At 69.7% G+C, this 17,815-nt stretch carries 16 protein-coding genes; 13 read left to right on the forward strand and 3 right to left on the reverse strand.

What is annotated here, in order from left to right; genetic code table 11:
• Positions 1-59 precede the first annotated feature (59 nt).
• Complete coding sequence (locus QE377_RS11430; protein ID WP_307323161.1) at positions 60-680, reverse strand: LysE/ArgO family amino acid transporter; 621 nt, start codon at positions 678-680, stop codon at positions 60-62.
• Positions 681-748: 68 nt separating this feature from the next.
• On the opposite strand from QE377_RS11430, the gene QE377_RS11435 reads away from it, so the two are divergent.
• On the forward strand, positions 749-1,633 hold the full coding sequence (locus QE377_RS11435) for a LysR family transcriptional regulator ArgP (protein ID WP_307323165.1): 885 nt from the start codon (positions 749-751) through the stop codon (positions 1,631-1,633).
• Here the strand turns inward: QE377_RS11435 and QE377_RS11440 are convergent.
• Positions 1,620-2,648, reverse strand: coding sequence for an NADP-dependent oxidoreductase (locus QE377_RS11440; RefSeq protein WP_373459530.1), 1,029 nt, complete (start codon positions 2,646-2,648; stop codon positions 1,620-1,622). The genes QE377_RS11435 and QE377_RS11440 overlap by 14 nt on opposite strands.
• Positions 2,649-2,759: 111 nt before the next feature.
• A complete protein-coding gene (locus QE377_RS11445) occupies positions 2,760-3,407 on the reverse strand; it encodes a TetR/AcrR family transcriptional regulator (RefSeq protein ID WP_307323167.1) in 648 nt (215 codons plus the stop codon).
• Between the two features lie 127 nt (positions 3,408-3,534).
• On the opposite strand from QE377_RS11445, the gene QE377_RS11450 reads away from it, so the two are divergent.
• The 12 genes from QE377_RS11450 to QE377_RS11505 all read left to right on the forward strand — a co-directional run bounded on the left by QE377_RS11450 (position 3,535) and on the right by QE377_RS11505 (position 17,764).
• Positions 3,535-4,326, forward strand: a complete 792-nt coding sequence (locus tag QE377_RS11450) for a sugar phosphate isomerase/epimerase (RefSeq protein WP_307323170.1) — start codon at positions 3,535-3,537, stop codon at positions 4,324-4,326.
• Positions 4,323-5,438, forward strand: coding sequence for a Gfo/Idh/MocA family protein (locus tag QE377_RS11455; protein ID WP_307323172.1), 1,116 nt, complete (start codon positions 4,323-4,325; stop codon positions 5,436-5,438). The genes QE377_RS11450 and QE377_RS11455 overlap by 4 nt, the downstream gene beginning before the upstream one ends.
• Positions 5,435-6,562 (forward strand): Gfo/Idh/MocA family protein, encoded by a 1,128-nt coding sequence (locus tag QE377_RS11460; protein WP_307323174.1) that lies wholly within the window; start codon positions 5,435-5,437, stop codon positions 6,560-6,562. The genes QE377_RS11455 and QE377_RS11460 overlap by 4 nt, the downstream gene beginning before the upstream one ends.
• Positions 6,559-7,569 carry a sugar phosphate isomerase/epimerase gene (locus QE377_RS11465; protein WP_307323176.1) on the forward strand — a complete coding sequence of 337 codons (1,011 nt, stop codon included), beginning with the start codon at positions 6,559-6,561 and terminating at the stop codon, positions 7,567-7,569. Before QE377_RS11460 ends, QE377_RS11465 begins: the two co-directional genes overlap by 4 nt.
• Before the next feature lie 210 nt (positions 7,570-7,779).
• On the forward strand, positions 7,780-9,426 hold the full coding sequence (locus QE377_RS11470) for an ABC transporter substrate-binding protein (protein ID WP_307323178.1): 1,647 nt from the start codon (positions 7,780-7,782) through the stop codon (positions 9,424-9,426).
• A complete protein-coding gene (locus QE377_RS11475) occupies positions 9,423-10,499 on the forward strand; it encodes an ABC transporter permease (protein ID WP_137417816.1) in 1,077 nt (358 codons plus the stop codon). Before QE377_RS11470 ends, QE377_RS11475 begins: the two co-directional genes overlap by 4 nt.
• 1 nt (position 10,500) lies before the next feature.
• Entirely contained in the window at positions 10,501-11,406 is a 906-nt protein-coding gene (locus QE377_RS11480; RefSeq protein WP_307323181.1) for an ABC transporter permease, read from the forward strand.
• 1 nt (position 11,407) lies between these two features.
• Complete coding sequence (locus QE377_RS11485; protein WP_307323183.1) at positions 11,408-12,451, forward strand: ABC transporter ATP-binding protein; 1,044 nt, start codon at positions 11,408-11,410, stop codon at positions 12,449-12,451.
• Entirely contained in the window at positions 12,448-13,509 is a 1,062-nt protein-coding gene (locus QE377_RS11490; RefSeq protein WP_307323186.1) for an ABC transporter ATP-binding protein, read from the forward strand. The genes QE377_RS11485 and QE377_RS11490 overlap by 4 nt, the downstream gene beginning before the upstream one ends.
• Positions 13,506-14,570: a LacI family DNA-binding transcriptional regulator gene (locus QE377_RS11495; RefSeq protein ID WP_307323189.1), complete on the forward strand. Its 1,065-nt coding sequence runs from the start codon at positions 13,506-13,508 to the stop codon at positions 14,568-14,570. Before QE377_RS11490 ends, QE377_RS11495 begins: the two co-directional genes overlap by 4 nt.
• A complete protein-coding gene (locus QE377_RS11500; protein ID WP_307323193.1) occupies positions 14,567-16,201 on the forward strand; it encodes an FAD-dependent oxidoreductase in 1,635 nt (544 codons plus the stop codon). The genes QE377_RS11495 and QE377_RS11500 overlap by 4 nt, the downstream gene beginning before the upstream one ends.
• A 72-nt stretch (positions 16,202-16,273) precedes the next feature.
• A complete protein-coding gene (locus QE377_RS11505; RefSeq protein WP_307323196.1) occupies positions 16,274-17,764 on the forward strand; it encodes a glycoside hydrolase family 5 protein in 1,491 nt (496 codons plus the stop codon).
• The last annotated feature ends 51 nt before the right edge of the window (positions 17,765-17,815 follow it).

Consider the following 17,815-nt stretch of genomic DNA (forward strand, 5'->3'; position numbering starts at 1 on the left):
GTGCCGCGGGCTGTCGCGAACGACGAGCGGGTGGCAGGATGCGTCGGGCGTGCGCCGGATCAGCCTCCGAGGATGAGGCTGATCGCGATCAGGGCCATGACGACGGCGATGATCGCGTCGAGGATGCGCCAGGCCGCCGGGGAGCCGAACAATCGCCCGAGGAACCGTGCCCCGTACGCGAGCGAGAAGAACCATGTCAGGCTCGCCGCCATTGCGCCGGCCGCGAACCACCACCGCGTGTCGCCGTGCGTGCTCGCGACGGACCCGAGCAGGAACAGCGTGTCGAGGTACACGTGCGGATTGAGCCAGGTCAGCGCGAGGCACGTGAGCAGAGCCGCGGTGAGCGAGGTGCGCGTGACCGGGGGAGAGGGCGTCGCACCGACGGATGGTGCGGTCGCGGGACGCCAGGCCCGGTGTGCCGCGAGCAGCGCGTAGCCGAGGAGGAACGCGGCACCCGCCCATCGCGCGACGCCGATCGCCCAGGGGACGGCATCGACGACGAGCCCGAGGCCCGACACTCCGACCGCGATCAGCGCCGCATCCGAGGCGGCGCAGACGAGCGCGACGGCGAGCACATGCTCCCGCCGGATGCCCTGGCGCAGCACGAACAGGTTCTGCGCGCCGATGGCGACGATGAGCGAAAGCCCGAGGTCGAGGCCCGCGGCGAGCGAGGAGAACACGCTCCGACGCTATGGTCGGTAGAGCATGAGCACCAGTTCGGATTCCTTCACCGCCATAAGCTGTGCTCATGATGGATCTTCCCGCCGACCTCGCGGCGACACTCGCGGCCGTGGTCGACACCGGCACGATGGAGGCGGCGGCCCGCCGACTGCACATCACACCCTCGGCGGTCAGCCAGCGCATCCGTGCGCTCGAGGAACGGCTGGGCCGCGTGCTGCTCGTGCGCGCCAAGCCCGCCCGCGCGACCGCGGACGGCGAACGAGTCGTGCGCCTCGCCCGGCAGTACGCGCTGCTCTCGCACGATGTGCTGCAAGAGCTGGGCGAGGGAGAGAGCCGGGCGGCGGTCAGTCTGTCGCTCGCCGTCAACGCGGATTCTCTGTCGACGTGGTTCGTCGCCGCGCTGTCACGGGTGGCCGCACTGCACGACGTGGTGTTCGATCTCCACCGGGACGATCAGGACTTCACCGCCGAGCTGCTCGCGTCGGGGCGCGTGGTCGCCGCGGTGACGTCACGGGCCGACCCCGTGGCCGGGTGCCGGGTGCGCCCCCTCGGGGCGATGCGCTACCGCGCCGTGGCGACGCCGATAGTCGCGCGCGAGCTCGAGCGTCTGGGGGCGGAGCACACCCGGGTCGTCGACTATGACCGCCGTGACGAACTGCAGACCAGGTGGTTGCGGGAGCGGGGCATCGATCCCGCATCCCCGCCCCGCAGCTTCGTGCCCGGCTCGCACGCCTTCGCCGATGCGGTGCGCGGCGGTCTCGGATGGGGGATGCTGCCCGACCTCCAGACGGGGGCGGACCTCGCCGACGGCTCGCTCGTGCTGCTCCCCGGCTCGCCCGTCGACGTTCCGCTGTACTGGCAGCAGTGGAACCTGACGTCTTCGCTGCTGGATGCGGTCGCGGATGCGGTCGCGGAGACGGCGAGCAGGGCGTTGAGGATCACGCCTCGCTGATGCGCAGCACGGACTTGCCTCGCGTGCGACCGCGCTCCAGCGACCGGTGCGCCTGGGCCGCGTCTGCGAGCTCGTAGACGGTGTCGATGTAGACCTGGATCGATCCGGTGTCCAGCAGTCGCGCGAGGGTCGCGAGGACATCTCCGTCCGGGATGACCTTGTAGCCCGTGGCGCGCACCCCGGCCGCCGCCGCCGCCTCAGCGAAACCCGGCCAGCCGCCGCTGGGCACCATGATGTACAGGCCGCCGGGCCGGATGACACCGAGCGAGCGCGTCCCGGTCTCGTCTTCGGTGTTGGCGACGAGATCGATCACGACGTCCATGTCCGCCACGACGTCCTCGAACCGCGTGGTGGCGTAGTCGATGACCACGGATGCGCCGAGCTCACGGAGCCACGCGGCGTTGCGGGCGGAGGAGGTGACCGTCACGTGCGCGCCGAAGTACGCGGCGAGCTGCACCGCGAAGTGGCCCACGCCGCCGCTCCCGGCGTGGATCAGCACGCGCTGGCCCTCGTGGGCGTGCGCGGTCTCCACGACGACGCCCCAGGCAGTGAGGGCGGCGAGCGGGATGCCGGCGGCCTCGACGTGCGAGAGCGATGCGGGTTTGCGGGCGACGGACTGCGACGGCACGACGACATACTCGGCATAGGTGCCCCCGGTGCGAGGGAAGGGCACCATCCCGAAGACCTCCGTGCCCGCAGGCAACGGGTGCGCTTCGAACGGGGACGCGACAACCACGCCGCTGAAGTCGAAGCCCAGCGCCGCGGGGTAGGCCGCGATGGCTCCGCTCACTCCCTGGCCTGCCCGCGTCTTCGCGTCGATGGGATTCACTCCGGCGGCGACCACCCGCACGAGCAGCTCGCCGAGCACGGGTTGGGGGACCGGCAGCTGGGTCTCGTGGAGGAGCTCCGGTGCTCCGGTCGAGTCGATGACGACGGCGCGCATCCGGGTCGGGACGTCCTCGGCCCGCATCGGCGCGGGCGAGGGGGTGTCATGTCTCAGCGGTCGGGGGATCATCGGCCGCTCCTTTCGCTGCGGAAGGCATCGGCCATGCGATGCGGTGACTGCCCTCAGTCAATCGCGACTATGTCTCGTGGGCGTTACTCGGGTGTCACCGTGCGGAGAACGTCACACCTCCGCGGCGGGCGTCGGCGGCACATCCGGAAGGTCCACCCGGATGATCTCGGACAGGCGCTCGCGCAGGCGGCCGGGCATGTCGACGGCCGTCGGAGAGAGCAGCCACTGGATCTGCAGGCCGTCCATGATGGCGATGATCTCCTCGGCCAGGCGGAGTCCGTCGACGGAAGGGTCTCGGAGCAGGCCGCGGGAGCGAAGGTCCTCGAAGGCCATCGTGAGATGCCGCCGTGAGTTCTCGTACCGACGTACGAAGTACGCGTGGGCGGGGTGGGCCGGGTCGGTGGCTTCTGCGGAGAGCACGGCATACAAGCTCACGATCCCCGGGGTCGTGGCATTGGCGCCGGTGAGCGCGACGAGCCGGGCGAAGTGGTCGAGTCCATCTCGGCCCGGGCCTGGCGCACCTTCGAAGAAGCGCAGCGAGTGACGCCGATCCCGCTCGTCGAGGACGGCCTCGAGGAGCGACTCCTTCGTCGGGAAGTGGTGGAAGAGCCCGGCGCGGGAGACGCCGCAATCAGCGGCGATCTGGCTCATGCTCGTCTGCCGGTAGCCGACGGTGCCGAATGCGGTGAAGGCCGCGGACACGACCTGATCGCGACGGCGTCGACCGCTGGCGTAGCCGCGCGAAGAGGGTTCGGGCATGGGGATGACCCTAGCGGGACTGGACGAAACCAAAAACCGGCACTACTGTCGGTTTTCGTCAACTCCATCGCGGGGCATCGCCGCCCGCCCGCCTGCGCACCGTCGCGTCAGAGAATCGAGGATCCCCATGACCGAAGCCGAGCTTTCCGTTCAGCTGTACTCGCTGCGCGAGGCGCTGGCCGTCGATCGGGAGGAGACGTTGGCGCACCTGGCCCGGCTCGGAGTGCGGCGCGTCGAGGCCTACGGCATCGTGGACGGGGGAGTGTCGCTGGCGGAATCCCTCGCGCGTCACGGCCTGCGCAGCCCGAGCGTTCACGCTCCGCTCGTGGGTGCGGGAGAGGACGGCGCAGCGACGCTGGACGAGGTGTTCGACGCGGCTGCCCGTCTCGGAGCGCAGACGGTCTTCGAGCCGATGGTAGGGGGTGACCACTGGCGCGACGAGGATGGAGTGCGCCGCACGGCCGATCGGCTGAACCAGGCGGCAGCAGTGGCCGCATCCCGCGGCCTGCGGGTCGGGTACCACAATCACTCGCAGGAGTTCCACCACTCGATCGACGGTCGGAGCGCTTACGAGTTCTTCGTCTCGCTTCTGCGGCCGGATGTCGTGCTGGAGCTCGACGCCTACTGGGCCGCCGTCGGACGGCAGGATGTGCCCGCCCTCGTGACCCGTCTCGGAGGGCGTCTTCGCGCGCTTCACGTCAAGGACGGCGCCACCGGGGTCGACCCCTTCCTTCCCGACTCGCCGCAGGGTGACCTGGGGCAGGTCCCCGCGGGGCAGGGGAAGGTGCCGTTGACGGCAGCGCTTCGGGCGGCCACCTCTCTCGAACTCGCCGTGCTCGAGTTCGACGAGTACGACGGCGATCTGTTCGAAGGACTCGCCGCAGGCATCGCCTTCCTCGCCGAGGCAGGCATCCGATGACCGGCACAGGGCCCGTCGGCGTGGGCGTCATCGGCGCCGGGATGATCAGCGACACCTACCTCGAGAACCTGGGCTCGTTCCCCGACGTCCGCGTCGTCGCGATCGGCGACCTCGACGCGGCGCGCGCGGCCGCGCAGGCGGCCCGGCACGGCGTCCCGCACTCCGGCGCGCCGGAGGACGTGCTCGCGCACCCCGACGTGGAGATCGTCGTCAACCTCACGATCCCCGCCGCGCACGCCGCGGTCAGCGCGGCCGCGATCGCCGCAGGCAAGCACGTCTGGTCGGAGAAGCCCATCGGTATCGACCGGGAGAGCGCCCGCGACCTGCTCGCCGCCGCGGATGCGGCGGACCTGCGCATCGGCGTCGCGCCGGACACGATCCTGGGCCCGGGTCTGCAGACGGCGCGACGCGCCGTCCTGCGCGGCGACATCGGGGTCCCGCTGTCGGCTCATACGACGATGCAGTACATCGGTCCCGACACCTTCCACCCCAACCCCGAGTTCCTCTTCGCCCGAGGCGCGGGGCCGCTCTTCGACATGGGCCCGTACTACGTGTCGGCGCTCGTGAGCATCCTCGGTCCGATCGATCAGGTGGTGGCGCTGGGCTCCCAGTCACGCGCCACGCGGGAGATCCGGGTCGGCGATCGCGCGGGTACCGCTTTCCCGGTCGAGGTCCCGACGCATGTGCAGGCGCTGACCCGCTTCGAGGGCGGCGCCGCGGCCGACAGCGTCTTCAGCTTCGACGCCGTCCTCGCCCGCAGCGGAGTCATCGAGATCAACGGGACAGAGGGCGCGCTCGTCGTGCCGGATCCGAACACATTCGGGGGCGAGGTGCGGGTGGGGCGTGCCCTCGGCGGCGCCGAGCCGAGCTGGGAGGTCGTGGAACCCGTCGGCATCGAGGCGGGCCGCGGCCTCGGTGTCCTGGACATGGCGCGGGCGATCCGTGCCGATACCGCGCACATCGCCACGGGTCGGCTGGGCTATCACGTGCTGGACACCCTCGTGGCGATTGACGAGTCCATCAACGCCGGCGTCCCCGTCGTGGTCGACAGCTCCGTGGAGCCGTTGCCGCTCGTGCCGGCTGACCGCGACCCGCGGCAGGTGACGCTGTGACCCGGCTGTCACCGGTGCGGGCCGGATTCCTCGGCGGCGGCTTCATGGCGGCCGTCCACTCCCGCGCCGCCCGTGCCGCGGGTGCTCGCCTGGTCGCGCTCGCCAGCTCCTCACCCGAACGGGCGGCTCAGGCCGCGGACCGGCTCGGGATCGGGCGCCCCGCCGCGCACGCCGCCGAGCTGGTCACGGCTCACGACATCGACGTCGTCCACGTGTGTACGCCGAACCGCGACCACGCCGAACAGACGCTGGCCGCCCTCGCCGCGGGCAAGCAGGTCGTCTGCGAGAAGCCCCTGGCGACGTCCGTCGAGGACGCGCGGGCAGTCGTCGCCGCGGCGGCCGAGGCCGGCGTCGCGGGGGCCGTGCCGTTCGTGTACCGATATCACCCGGTGGTGCGTCAGGCCCGCGAACTCGTCGCCACGGGCGCTGTCGGCCGCATCCTCACGATCGACGGGGCGTACTTGCAGGACTGGCTCTTGGAGTCGGGCGACACCGACTGGCGCGCGGATGCGAGCCTCGGCGGCGCTTCCCGGGCGTTCGCCGACATCGGCTCCCACCTGTGCGATCTCCTCGAGTTCGTCACGGGACGCCGGATCGTGGCGCTGTCCGCGCGCACCTCGACGGTGTTCGACACCCGCGCGGGCTCCGTCGTCGAGAACGAGGACATCGCCGCCGTCGTGGTGGAGCTCGAAGGCGGTGCGCTGGGGACCCTGCTGGTCAGCCAGCTGGCTCCCGGCCGCAAGAACGGGCTGGTGCTCGAGCTCCACGGCTCAGCGCGGAGCCTACGGTTCGCTCAGGAGCGTTCCGAGGAGCTGTGGATCGGCTCCCGTGAGGGGTCGCAGCTCGTCCTGCGCGATCCGGGCGCGATCGGCGACCGTGGTCTCTCCCTCGTCCCGGCGGGCCATCCGATGGGCTACCAGGATGCGTTCAACGGCTTCGTCGCGGACGCATACGCGGTGCTCGATGGAGCATCGCCCGACGGACTGCCCACGTTCGCGGACGGCCTGCGCGCCGCCGAGATCACCGCCGCCGTCCTCACATCCGCACGCGAGCGCCGCTGGGTCGATGTGGCCCCCGTTCCCGCATCACCGGAATCTTCCGCCGCAGTGAAGGAGTCGATATGACCAGCACGCATCCTGTCACGTTGTTCACGGGTCAGTGGGCGGATCTGTCGTTCGATGAGGTGGCTCGTCTTGCGGCGTCGTGGGGGTATGACGGGTTGGAGATCGCGGCGTCGGGGGATCATCTGGATCTGCGTCGTGCGGATGAGGATGATGCGTATGTCGCGTCGCGGCGGGAGGTCCTCGACCGGTACGGGTTGCGGGTGTTCGCGATCTCGAATCATCTGGCGGGTCAGGCGGTGTGTGATGCGCCGATCGATTTCCGGCATGAGGCGATCGTGCGCGAGTACGTGTGGGGGGATGGGGATGCGGAGGGGGTGCGTCGGCGGGCGGCGGAGGACATGACGCGGGCGGCGCGGGTGGCGCGCAAGCTCGGTGTGGACACGGTGGTGGGATTCACCGGGTCGTCGATCTGGCCGTATGTGGCGATGTTCCCGCCGGTTCCCGCATCCGTGATCGAGGCGGGGTTCGAGGATTTCGCGGCGCGGTGGAATCCGATCCTGGACGTGTTCGACTCGGAGGGGGTGCGGTTCGCGCACGAGGTGCATCCGGGGGAGATCGCGTACGACTACTGGAGTTCGGTGCGGGCGTTGGAGGCCATCGATCACCGTGACGCGTTCGGGTTCAACTGGGATCCGTCGCACATGATGTGGCAGAACATCGACCCGGTCGGCTTCATCTGGGACTTCCAGGACCGGATCTATCACGTGGACTGCAAGGACACCCGGATGCGGCCCCGTAACGGGCGGGCAGGGGTGTTGGGTTCGCACCTGCCGTGGGGAGACCCGCGTCGGGGGTGGGACTTCGTGTCCACCGGTCATGGCGACGTGCCCTGGGAGGACTCCTTCCGCGCCCTGGAGGCCATCGGCTACACCGGCCCGATCTCGATCGAATGGGAAGACGCGGGCATGGACCGCCTCCACGGAGCCGCCGAGGCCGTCGACTTCGTCCGGAGCCTGCTCTGGCCCACCCCCACCGCATCCTTCGACGACGCCTTCCGCAACCAGTGACCCACCGAAGCCCGGGCGGCTCTTGACTTCGCCCGGGCTTCTTCATAACCTCGTGCTCATACGTAGAAGCATCCACTTCCCTCGCTCGGATGGATTGCTCATACGAATGAACACGAGGTGGCCCCCGGAGCACAACAGCGTGCTCCCCGCATCTGAGCACCGCGGCTCCACGCCGCGGACACCCCGAACATCCAGTCGAAGGAGACAGGAATGCGCACCACCAGACGAGTCCTCGCCGCCGCACTCGCGGCATCCGCCCTCGTCGCCGTCGCCGGCTGCACGGCCGGCACGACCTCCGCGGGCGGAACCAGAGCCGACACCATCATCTTCGGCAAGTCGGACGGCGGCACCACCTACGTCCGCAACTACAACGTCCTCGGTCCCGCGACCGAGAAGGCGCCGAATGCAGAGCTCATCTACGAGCCGCTCGCGCGCATCGACTACGCCAATGGCGCGGTGGTCGAGCCCTGGTTGGCCGACTCCCTCGACTTCGACGAGTCCGGCACCAGACTCACGATCGACATCCGCGACGACGTCACCTTCTCCGACGGCGAGGCGCTCACGGCGGACGACGTGGCCTACTCGCTCTCCCTTCCGCTCGAGCGGCCCGAGCTCAACCTCGCCGGTGTCACCTACGCAGGGGTCGAGAAGGTCGACGACGACACCGTGCAGGTCTCCTTCGACGAGCCGTCGTTCGCGGCGCTGAACCAGTTCGCCTCGAGCTCGCTTCCGATGGTGCCCGAACACATCTGGAAGGACCAGGATCTGACCACCTGGACCAACCCCGACCCCGTGGGCACGGGCCCGTTCACCCTCGATGCCTTCGCGCCCCAGCAGGTCACGCTCAAGGCGCGCGACGACTACTGGGGCGGGAAGCTTCCCATGGCGTACATGAAGATCCTCGCGACCAGCGGCGAGACCGTGAAGGCGCAGCTCCTGCGCGGTGACGTCGATTGGGCGCCGGTCGGATGGCCGAACGCGGAGGAGGAGTTCGTCGCTCAGAGCCCGGAGACCAACCTCTACCAGCTGTACGCGACCGGCGGCGCCTACTCCATGATGTACAACACCGCTCAGGCGCCGTTCGACGACGTCAATGTGCGACGCGCCTTTGCGATGTCGATTCCGCGATCGGACATCACGGCCACCCTGAACCGTCCGGGGACCGAAGCCGGTCCCACCGGTCTCGTCGACCAGATCTACTCCGACTGGATCGCTCCCGAGTATCAGGGGATGGTGCAGGAGGTCGACGCGTCCGCGGCTGTCGAGGCTCTCGCCGCCAGCGGGTACGAGGTGGTCGACGGCGCGCTGGTCAAGGACGGCAAGACGTTCACTCCTCGGCTCTCGTTCAATCAGGACTTCGGGTGGAACGCCTACGCCGACATCATGATCAACAGCTGGAAGAAGGTCCTCGGAGTCACCGTCACGCCCGCGGGCGCACCGGGCGCGACCCTCTACGACCAGCAGAAGACCGGTGACTTCGATCTGACGATCGCGACGACAGGTGGAGCGGGCGTGTACGGGGTCTACAGCTTCCTCGACAGCCGCTACGCCGAGCCGCTGGGTACGGCCGCGGCGACCAACATCGGGCGCTGGAACGATGCCGAGACCGACCAGGTGCTCGCCGAGATGACGCGGGCCGCCGACGAGGCGACGATGAAGGACCTCGGGATGCAGATGCAGCGCATCGTCGTCGACGAGGTGCCGTTCTCGCCGCTGTACAACTCGTACTGGTTCGTCGACGTCAACGCCTCCCACTGGAAGGGCTGGCCGACGCCGGAGGACTTCGACGCGGTTCCCTTCCCGAGCCTCGGGCCCGACACCATCCGCACCCTCCTGTCCCTCACGCCCGCATCATGAGCCTGGCACCAGGGGCCGTCACCTCTGCCACGGTCAGCGTGGCGCAGGTGACGGCCAAGAGAAGGCCGCGACGCGGCCGCGGCATCTTCCTGCTGCGCCGGTTCGGGTTCTACCTCGCCGCGGCGTGGGCGGCGATCACCCTCAACTTCGTCATCCCCCGACTCATGCCCGGCGATCCGTCGGCGGCGATCATCGATCAGCTGGAGCGTGTGAGCGGGCAGGCCCTGCCGCCGGCCACGCTGCAATCGATCCAGGGGCTGTTCGGCAACCCGCAGGAGAACCTCTTCGAGCAGTACGGGGCATACCTCGTGCAGCTGTCGCGATTCGACCTCGGCGTCTCGATCGTCAACTTCCCCGTTCCGGTGGCGGATCTCGTGGCCACGGGGTTGCCGTGGACCCTGCTGCTGGTGGGAACGACGACGATCGCCGCGTTCCTGCTGGGCACGGCCCTCGGCGTCGCGGCTGGATGGCGGGCGGGGTCGCGGTTCGATTCGATCGTCACGCCGCTCACCACCTTCTTGTCGTCGGTGCCGTACTTCTGGATCGCCCTGCTCGCGGTCTGGTACTTCGGGTTCATCCTCGGTTGGTTCCCCCTCGCGGGCGGCTACGATCCGAACCTTCCGGTCGGATTCAACCTGCCCTTCATCGTGAGCGCGCTGCAGTACGGCGCGCTGCCCGCGGCGACGATCGTGTTCTCCGCCTTCGGCGGCTGGATGCTGGGCATGCGCAACATGACGGTCACCACTGTCGGCGAGGACTATGTCCTCCTCGCGCAGGCGAAGGGCCTGTCGTCGTCCCGCGTGCGCTGGCGCTACGCGGCCCGCAACGCCATGCTGCCCCAGTTCACCGGCTTCGCGATGGCGCTGGGCGGTGTGGTCGGCGGGGCGCTGCTCACCGAGATCGTGTTCAGCTACCCCGGCATCGGCTACCTGCTCTTCTCCGCGCTGCAGAAGCGCGACTATCCCGTGATGCAGGGCGTCTTCCTCCTCGTGACCCTCACGGTCCTGCTGGCGAATCTCATCGCGGACTCCGTCTACGCGTGGCTCGACCCGCGCGTGCGAGAGGAGAAGTGACGTGAAGTACCGCCTCTTCGCGAACGGCAAGGTGACCTTCGGGGTCGTCGTGCTGGGCTTCTTCGTCCTGTTGGCGTTGTTCGGGCAGCTGCTCCTGGACGTCTTCGGGCTGGATGCGCGTGCGAACGACATCTCGGCGATCTCGCAGCCGCCGAGCCCGCAGCATCTGCTGGGCACGACGCAGTTCGGCCAGGACGTGTTGGCGCAGGTCGTCGAGGGAGCGCGCGGCTCCATGTTCGTCGGCTTCCTCTCCGCAGCGATCGGCACCCTGCTCGCCATCCTCGTGGGCGTGCCCTCCGGCTACTTCCGCGGCGTCACCGGCCAGGCCCTCAACTTCGTCACCAACCTCTTCCTCGTGATGCCCGTGCTCCCGCTGATCTTCGTGGTGGCGGGCTATCTGCAGGGCACCGGTCTCGTGATGATCGCCGTCATCATCGGCGTCTTCGGCTGGGCGGGCGGTGCGAGGACGCTGCGCGCACAGGCCATGAGCGTGAGCAGCCGCGACTTCGTCCAGGCGATGCGGATGATGGGGGAATCCCACACCCGCCTCATCTTCACCGAGGTGCTTCCGCACCTGTACGGCTGGATCGCGTCGATGTTCCTCGGCGGACTCATCGGCGGAGTCATGGCCGAGGCCGGCCTCGCCTTCCTGGGAGTGTCCGACTCCTCCGCGGTCAGCTGGGGGACCATGATCCAGGCCGCCCAGCAGCAGAGCGCCGTGCTCCGAGGACTCTGGTGGTGGCTCGTGCCGCCGGGGCTGTGCATCGCGCTGGTCGGCACGGCAGCCGCCCTCATCAACTTCGGCGTGGACGAGCTCGCCAACCCCAAGCTGCGTTCGGCATCGCGCCTCGTCGCAAAACGCACCGCGCGCGTGCGTCGTGCCGCGGTCGCCGTGGAAGGAGCCTGAGATGACCATCGCCGCCGAGAGTCGTGCGGAGGCCGCATCCGTGTCCGAGCGCGATGACGACGTCCTGCTCGAGGTCGAGCAGCTCAGTGTGGAGTACGCGTCCCTCGGCGCTCCCACCCGCGCCTGCGCCGATGTGACCTTCTCCCTGCGCCGTGGCGAGATCCTCGGTGTCGTGGGCGAGTCCGGTTCGGGTAAGTCGACGTTGATCACGGCGCTCACGCGCCTCCAGCGTCCGCCGGCCGTGACGACCGCCGGGCGCATCATGTACCACCCGCGTGAAGGCGGTGAGGCCGTCGACCTCGTGACCCTCACGCCCAAGAGACTGCGGGAGCTGCGCTGGACGCGCCTGTCGATCGTGCTGCAGAGCGCGATGGATGCGTTGAATCCCGTCATGAGGCTGGGTGCGCAGTTCGTGGATGTGCTGCGCACCCACGACCGTTCCCTCTCGAAAGCGGCGGCCTGGGATCAGGCGCGGCATCTGTTGTCGCTGGTCGGCATCTCCGCCGACCGGGTACGCAGCTATCCGCACGAGCTCTCCGGCGGCATGCGGCAGCGGGCCACCATCGCCCTGGCGCTCGCGTGCCGTCCCGAGCTCATCGTGATGGACGAGCCGACGACGGCGGTGGATGTCGTGATGCAGCGGCAGATCCTGGCGCAGGTGCTGCGCCTGCGCCGGGAGTTCGGCTTCGCGGTCGTGTTCGTGACCCACGATCTGTCGCTGCTGCTCGAGCTCGCGGATCGCATCGCCGTGATGTACGCGGGGCGCGTTGTCGAGCTCGCCGCCGCATCCGAGATCTATCGTTCGCCGTTGCATCCCTACACGAAGGGGCTGCGCGACTCGTTCCCGCCGCTGCACGCGACGGCTGCTCGGCTGGAGGGCATCCCCGGCACGCCCCCGGATCTGCGGGCACTGCCCGCCGGATGCTCCTTCGCCCCCCGGTGTCCGCGCGCGTTCGACCGGTGCGTGCGCGAACTGCCGTTGCCGCTCACCCGCGGCGACCGCGAGGTCGCCTGTCACCTGCATGATGAGGAGGTCCCGGCATGAGCGAGGCTGTTCTGGAGGCGATCGATGTCTCCAAGCACTTCACGGTGACCGGCGCGGTGGGCCGCTCCGCGACCGTGCGCGCCGTCGAGGGGGCCAGCATCCGCCTCGTCCCGGGGCGTGTCACTGCGGTGGTGGGGGAGAGCGGCAGCGGCAAGACCACGCTCGCCCGGATGCTCGCCCGCTTCTACGAGCCGACGTCGGGCGAGATCCTGCTCGACGGCCGGCCCGTGGCGACCGGGCGAAACGTCGACAAGGCCTACCGGAAGGCCGTGCAGCTGATCTTCCAGGACCCTTTCGGCTCGCTCAACCCGCTCCACCGCGTGCGCCACAACCTCGATCGCGCGCTCCGGCTGCACCAGAGCGCGACCACGCGCGCCGAGCGCGAGCAGCAGATGATCGCCCTGCTCGAACGGGTGAGCCTCAGCCCCGCCCGCGATTTCCTGGACAAGTTCCCGCACGAGCTCTCCGGCGGACAGCGCCAGCGCGTCGTGATCGCGCGGGCGCTGGCCGTGAAGCCGCGCGTGCTGCTGGGTGACGAGCCGATCTCGATGCTCGACGTGTCGATCCGGCTCGAGATGCTGAACCTGCTGAACCGTCTGTGTCGCGAGGACGGGCTCGCGATGCTGTACATCACGCACGACATCGCGAGCGCCCGCTACCTGTGCGACGACATCGTCGTCATGTACGCCGGGCAGATGGTCGAGGCGGGGCCCAAGGACGAGGTCATCTCCCGTCCGCAGCATCCGTACACGAAGCTGCTCGTCGAGTCCTCTCCCGACCCGCACCGTGCCACGACCCTCGACCGTGACGAGCTGTTCGGGACCGCCGACGACCTCGGCGAGCCGCCCAGTCTGATCGAGCCGCCGGAGGGATGCCGCTTTCACCCGCGCTGTCCGTTCGCGATGGAGCGCTGTCGCACCGAGGCGCCGCCGCGCACGGTGCAGCCGGACGGCCATTGGGCCGACTGCTGGCTGCACCAGGTCGGTCGCGCCGATCTCATCGCCGACACCGCGATGACCGCCCCCACCCCCCAGACGCCGACGGAGGAATCCGCATGACCGATCAATCCTCGCTCCCCCCTCGCGGGCGCGTCGCGCGTCAGGCCGATGTCGCGCGCCTCGCAGGGGTCTCGCAGTCCGCCGTCTCCCGGGTGATCAGCGGCGACGCGTCGTCGTCCCGGATTCCCGAGGAGACGCGGCGTCGCGTGCAGGACGCGATCGCGCAGCTGGGATACGTGCCCAATCCGGTGGCGCGCAACCTCCGCGGCAAGCGCACGCAGCTGCTCGGGGTGCACACCTTCGAGCCGTTGTTCCCCCACGCGCGCGAGTCGTTCTACTTCGAGTTCCTCCTCGGAATCGAGGAGCGTGCGGAGGAGAGCGGGCACGATCTCGTGCTGTTCAGCTCCACCGGCGACGGCTCCGGCACCCGTCGTATCTACCGCGCCGAGACCAACCGACTGACCATCGCAGACGGCAGCATCCTGCTCGGCATGAGTCCCGATCGTGCCGAGCTCGCGCGGCTCTGGCAGGACGGGTATCCCTTCGTCCACATCGGACGCCGCGACGTGCCGGGCGCTCCGTTCCCCTGCATCGTGCCCGACTACTGGAGCGCCGCCGCGGAGATCGTCGAGCGCCTCCACGCGAACGGCCACCGCAGCATCGCCTACGTGAGGGACTCCATCGACGGCGAGCCCTACGACGACCGACGTGCCGGGTACCGGGAGGCCGTCGAGCACCTGAAGCTCCGCGACGACTCTCCGGGGTACACCGACGAGGTCTCCGGACTCCCGGACGTCGTCGTCGACGCGCTCGCGACCGGCCGGGCGACCGCGGCCGTCGTCGAGTCCGAGCGGATCGCCGACACGCTGCGCGCCCGTCTCGCACAGCGGAACGTATCCATCCCGGTCGACGTGTCGGTCGCTGTGCTGGAGGACACCGCTGCGACCGGTGCGGGCTGGAGCGATCTGCGCATCCCGCGGAAGGAGATCGGCCGCATCGCCGTGGACCGGCTCATCGCCATGGTCGAGGATCCGACCGCCCCCAGGGAGAGCGTCCTGGTGCGGTGCGAACTCGTCGCGGGCGCCACGGTCGCCGAGGCGCGGACGGAGCGTCGCGCATGAGCAGGGGGGATGCGGAGCTGCTCATCATCGGCGGCGGATGCGGCGGCGTCGCCGCGGCGCTGACGGCGCTGCGGCTCGGGCTGCGCGTGCTGCTCACCGAGGAGACGGACTGGCTCGGCGGGCAGCTCACGGCTCAAGCCGTGCCGCCCGACGAGAACGCGTGGATCGAGGGGCCCCACGCCTCGCCCGGGTACACCGACTTCCGGCAGCGGGTGCGTGCGTACTACCGCCGCAACTACCCGCTGACGCCGAAGGCCGCGGCGGACCCGCTGCTGGACCCGGGACTGGGGATCGTCAGTCGGCTCTGCCACGAGCCGCGGGTCGCCGCGGCGGTGATCGAGGAGATGGTCGCGCCGTGGCTGGCCTCGGGGCGGCTGCGGGTGCTGTTCGAGCATCGACCCGTTGCGGCCGAGACGGCGGGCGACCGCATCCGCTCGGTCACGGTGCGCGCGGCCGACGGCACCGAGAAGGAGCTGCGGGCGCCGATCGTCGTCGACGCCACGGAGCTGGGCGAGCTCCTCGAGCTCGCCGGCGTCGAGCACGTCATCGGAGCGGAAGGACGTGACGACACGGGCGAGCTGCACGCGCCCGAGACCGCTGACCCGATGGACCAGCAGGCGATCTCGTGGTGCTTCGCCCTCGAGCACCGTCCGGGGGAGGACCACACGGGGGACAAGCCCGCTCGCTACGACCACTGGCGCACGCACGTGGATCCGTTCTGGCCGGGACCGCAGCTGTCGTGGGTGGACGTCGAGCCGATCGGGTTGCGCGTGCGCACGCGCCCGATCTTCCAGCTGCGTCCGACCCCCGACGTGCCCTTCGATCTCTGGCGCTTCCGTCGGGTTGTGGCGGCGGAGAACTTCCGCGACGGCACGATCGATTCCGACGTCTCTCTCGTGAACTGGCCGCAGATCGACTACTGGGAGGCCCCGCTGCTGGGTGTCGGCGAGAAGCAGCGTGAGCGGGCGCTGGCCTCCAGCCGAGAGTTGTCCGCGTCGTTCCTGTACTGGATGCAGACCGAGGCGCCGCGCGAGGACGGCGGTCACGGCTACCCCGGGCTGCGACTGCGCGGTGACGTGACGGGAACCGCCGACGGCTATGCGAAAGCGCCGTACATCCGTGAGGCGCGACGGGCGCTCACCGAGTTCCGCATCGTGGAACAGCACGTGGGTGTCGAGGCGCGCGGCGCGGGTGCCGGCAGCGAGCTGTTCGCCGACAGTGTCGGCCTCGGCCACTACCGGATCGATCTGCATCCGAGCACCGCGGGACGCACCTACGTCGACATCGAGTCGTACCCGTTCCAGATCCCGCTGGGCGCGCTGCTTCCGGTGCGGGTCGACAACCTGCTGCCGGCGGGCAAGAACATCGGCACGACGCACATCACAAACGGGTGCTACCGGCTGCACCCCGTGGAGTGGGCGATCGGCGAGGCCGTCGGCGCGCTCGCCGCGTTCAGTCTGCAAGAGGCCCGGCCGCCGCGGGCGGTCCGCGCCGACCGGCGGCTTCTCGAGGACTACCAGCGTCTGCTCGGCGACACGCTCGGCATCAGTCTGCGCTGGCCCGAAGAGGTACGCACCCATCACTGGAAGCCCCGGCCCGCGTCGCAGGATGCGGTCGTACCGACCGGTTGAGAGATCTTCCCGGCTCCGGCCGGAAGCGTCGTGGGCAACGAGGCCGGCGACGAACAGGAAAGGGAACACACCATGCACCGATCCTCCTCACACGCACGCCGGCGCTGGCCGCTGGCGGTCGCCTCCGCGCTCGCCGCCGTCGCGCTGTCCGTGCCTCTCGCGGCGCACGCCGCGGCGGGGCCGGACAGCGCAGCAGTGAGTCCTGCGGCCGCCGCCCTGCCGGCCCTGCAGGTCGACGGCAATCGCATCGTGGATGCGAACGGCCAGGACGTCGCCCTGCGCGGGGTCTCCGTGCTCGCCCCCGAGCAGAACGATCTGTGCGAGTACTGCAATGCGCGGCCCACATCCGAGTTGATCGACGTGGCCGTGGATTGGAACTCACGCGTGATCCGCCTGCCGGTCACCGAGATCGGCGCGACGACGGATCTCGCCGCCTACGACGCCGAGTACATCGCCCCGTACGTGGCTCAGGCGGTCGAGCGCGGCGTCTACATCATCATCGATCTGCATCTCGTGCGGAACTACGGGGATGCGGCCGGCGCCGTGCCGCGCTCCACGGTCGAACGGTTCTGGGACTACATCGCGCCCGTCTACGGCTCGAACCCGAATGTCGTGTTCGAGGTGTTCAACGAGCCGATCTCGCCGGCGAGCTGGAGCACCTGGAAGGACTACATCCAGCCGGTCGTCGACGGGATCCGCACTGCGGCGCCGGACACCCTCCTGCTGATGGGCTCCCCGCAGTGGAGCACGATGCTCAATGGTGCGTTGACCGATCCCATCGTCGACGACAACACCGCCTACGTGTACCACCTGTACCCGAATCAGGGTGCGCCGACGACCGCGCTCCTGGACCAGAAGTTCGGTACTGCAGCCCAGACGCTGCCGGTCGTGGTCAGCGAGTTCGGCTGGAACCCGCCGGGGGAGTTCTCGGACTCGATCACCGCGGGAACGACCACGAACTGGGGTGTGCCGTTCCGCACGTACATGGACGCGCGGCCCTGGATCGGGTGGCAGGCGTGGATCCTCGACAACTTCTGGAAGCCGCAGATGTTCGACTACGACTGGAACGTCCTCGCCGGCGAGCACCAGGGGCAGTTCGTGAAGGACTGGCTCGCGGGCGCGCCGAACACCTCGCCGTGCGCGGACCACGATGCGATCGGCGCGAGCGTGCAGGTGTCTTCGCAGAACAGTGCGTCCACACCCGGCGCGAAGGTGGTCGACGGCGACTGCTCGGATGCGGGCCGCTGGCTCTCCGCCGTCGGGGACGCGACGCCGACGGCGACGCTCACCTTCGCCCAGCCGCTCGATGTGGCCTCGGTGGGGGTGTACAGCGGCTACGGCACCAGCACGGGCACGGTCCTGGTGGACTTCTCGGTCCAGGCCCACACGGCTGCCGGGTGGCAGACGGTCCAGGCCGTCACCGGCAATACGCAAGGGGCGCGTGAGATCGCCGTCGGCGTCGCCGGCGTCGACCAGCTGAGACTCGTCGTGACGAACCCCTCCGCGTCCACGACCGAGGCGAAGATCGCGCGCGTCCACGAGATCGCCGTGCACATCGGTTGACCCTCGAGAACGAGAGAGCCCCCGCACCGGTGTCGGTGCGGGGGCTCTTGC

The sequence above is a fragment of the Microbacterium sp. SORGH_AS_0862 genome (assembly GCF_030818795.1).
Classification (GTDB): Bacteria; Actinomycetota; Actinomycetes; order Actinomycetales; family Microbacteriaceae; genus Microbacterium.

Bases quoted from the DNA above. Each gene is read 5' to 3' on its own strand.
- QE377_RS11470 (WP_307323178.1), top strand. From the start codon at position 7,780: ATGCGCACCACCAGACGAGTCCTCGCCGCCGCACTCGCGGCATCCGCC.
- QE377_RS11445 (WP_307323167.1), bottom strand. From the start codon at position 3,407: ATGCCCGAACCCTCTTCGCGCGGCTACGCCAGCGGTCGACGCCGTCGC.
- QE377_RS11495 (WP_307323189.1), top strand. From the start codon at position 13,506: ATGACCGATCAATCCTCGCTCCCCCCTCGCGGGCGCGTCGCGCGTCAG.
- QE377_RS11475 (WP_137417816.1), top strand. From the start codon at position 9,423: ATGAGCCTGGCACCAGGGGCCGTCACCTCTGCCACGGTCAGCGTGGCG.
- QE377_RS11455 (WP_307323172.1), top strand. From the start codon at position 4,323: ATGACCGGCACAGGGCCCGTCGGCGTGGGCGTCATCGGCGCCGGGATG.
- QE377_RS11500 (WP_307323193.1), top strand. From the start codon at position 14,567: ATGAGCAGGGGGGATGCGGAGCTGCTCATCATCGGCGGCGGATGCGGC.
- QE377_RS11505 (WP_307323196.1), top strand. From the start codon at position 16,274: ATGCACCGATCCTCCTCACACGCACGCCGGCGCTGGCCGCTGGCGGTC.
- QE377_RS11435 (WP_307323165.1), top strand. From the start codon at position 749: ATGATGGATCTTCCCGCCGACCTCGCGGCGACACTCGCGGCCGTGGTC.
- QE377_RS11465 (WP_307323176.1), top strand. From the start codon at position 6,559: ATGACCAGCACGCATCCTGTCACGTTGTTCACGGGTCAGTGGGCGGAT.
- QE377_RS11490 (WP_307323186.1), top strand. From the start codon at position 12,448: ATGAGCGAGGCTGTTCTGGAGGCGATCGATGTCTCCAAGCACTTCACG.
- QE377_RS11450 (WP_307323170.1), top strand. From the start codon at position 3,535: ATGACCGAAGCCGAGCTTTCCGTTCAGCTGTACTCGCTGCGCGAGGCG.
- QE377_RS11440 (WP_373459530.1), bottom strand. From the start codon at position 2,648: ATGATCCCCCGACCGCTGAGACATGACACCCCCTCGCCCGCGCCGATG.
- QE377_RS11485 (WP_307323183.1), top strand. From the start codon at position 11,408: ATGACCATCGCCGCCGAGAGTCGTGCGGAGGCCGCATCCGTGTCCGAG.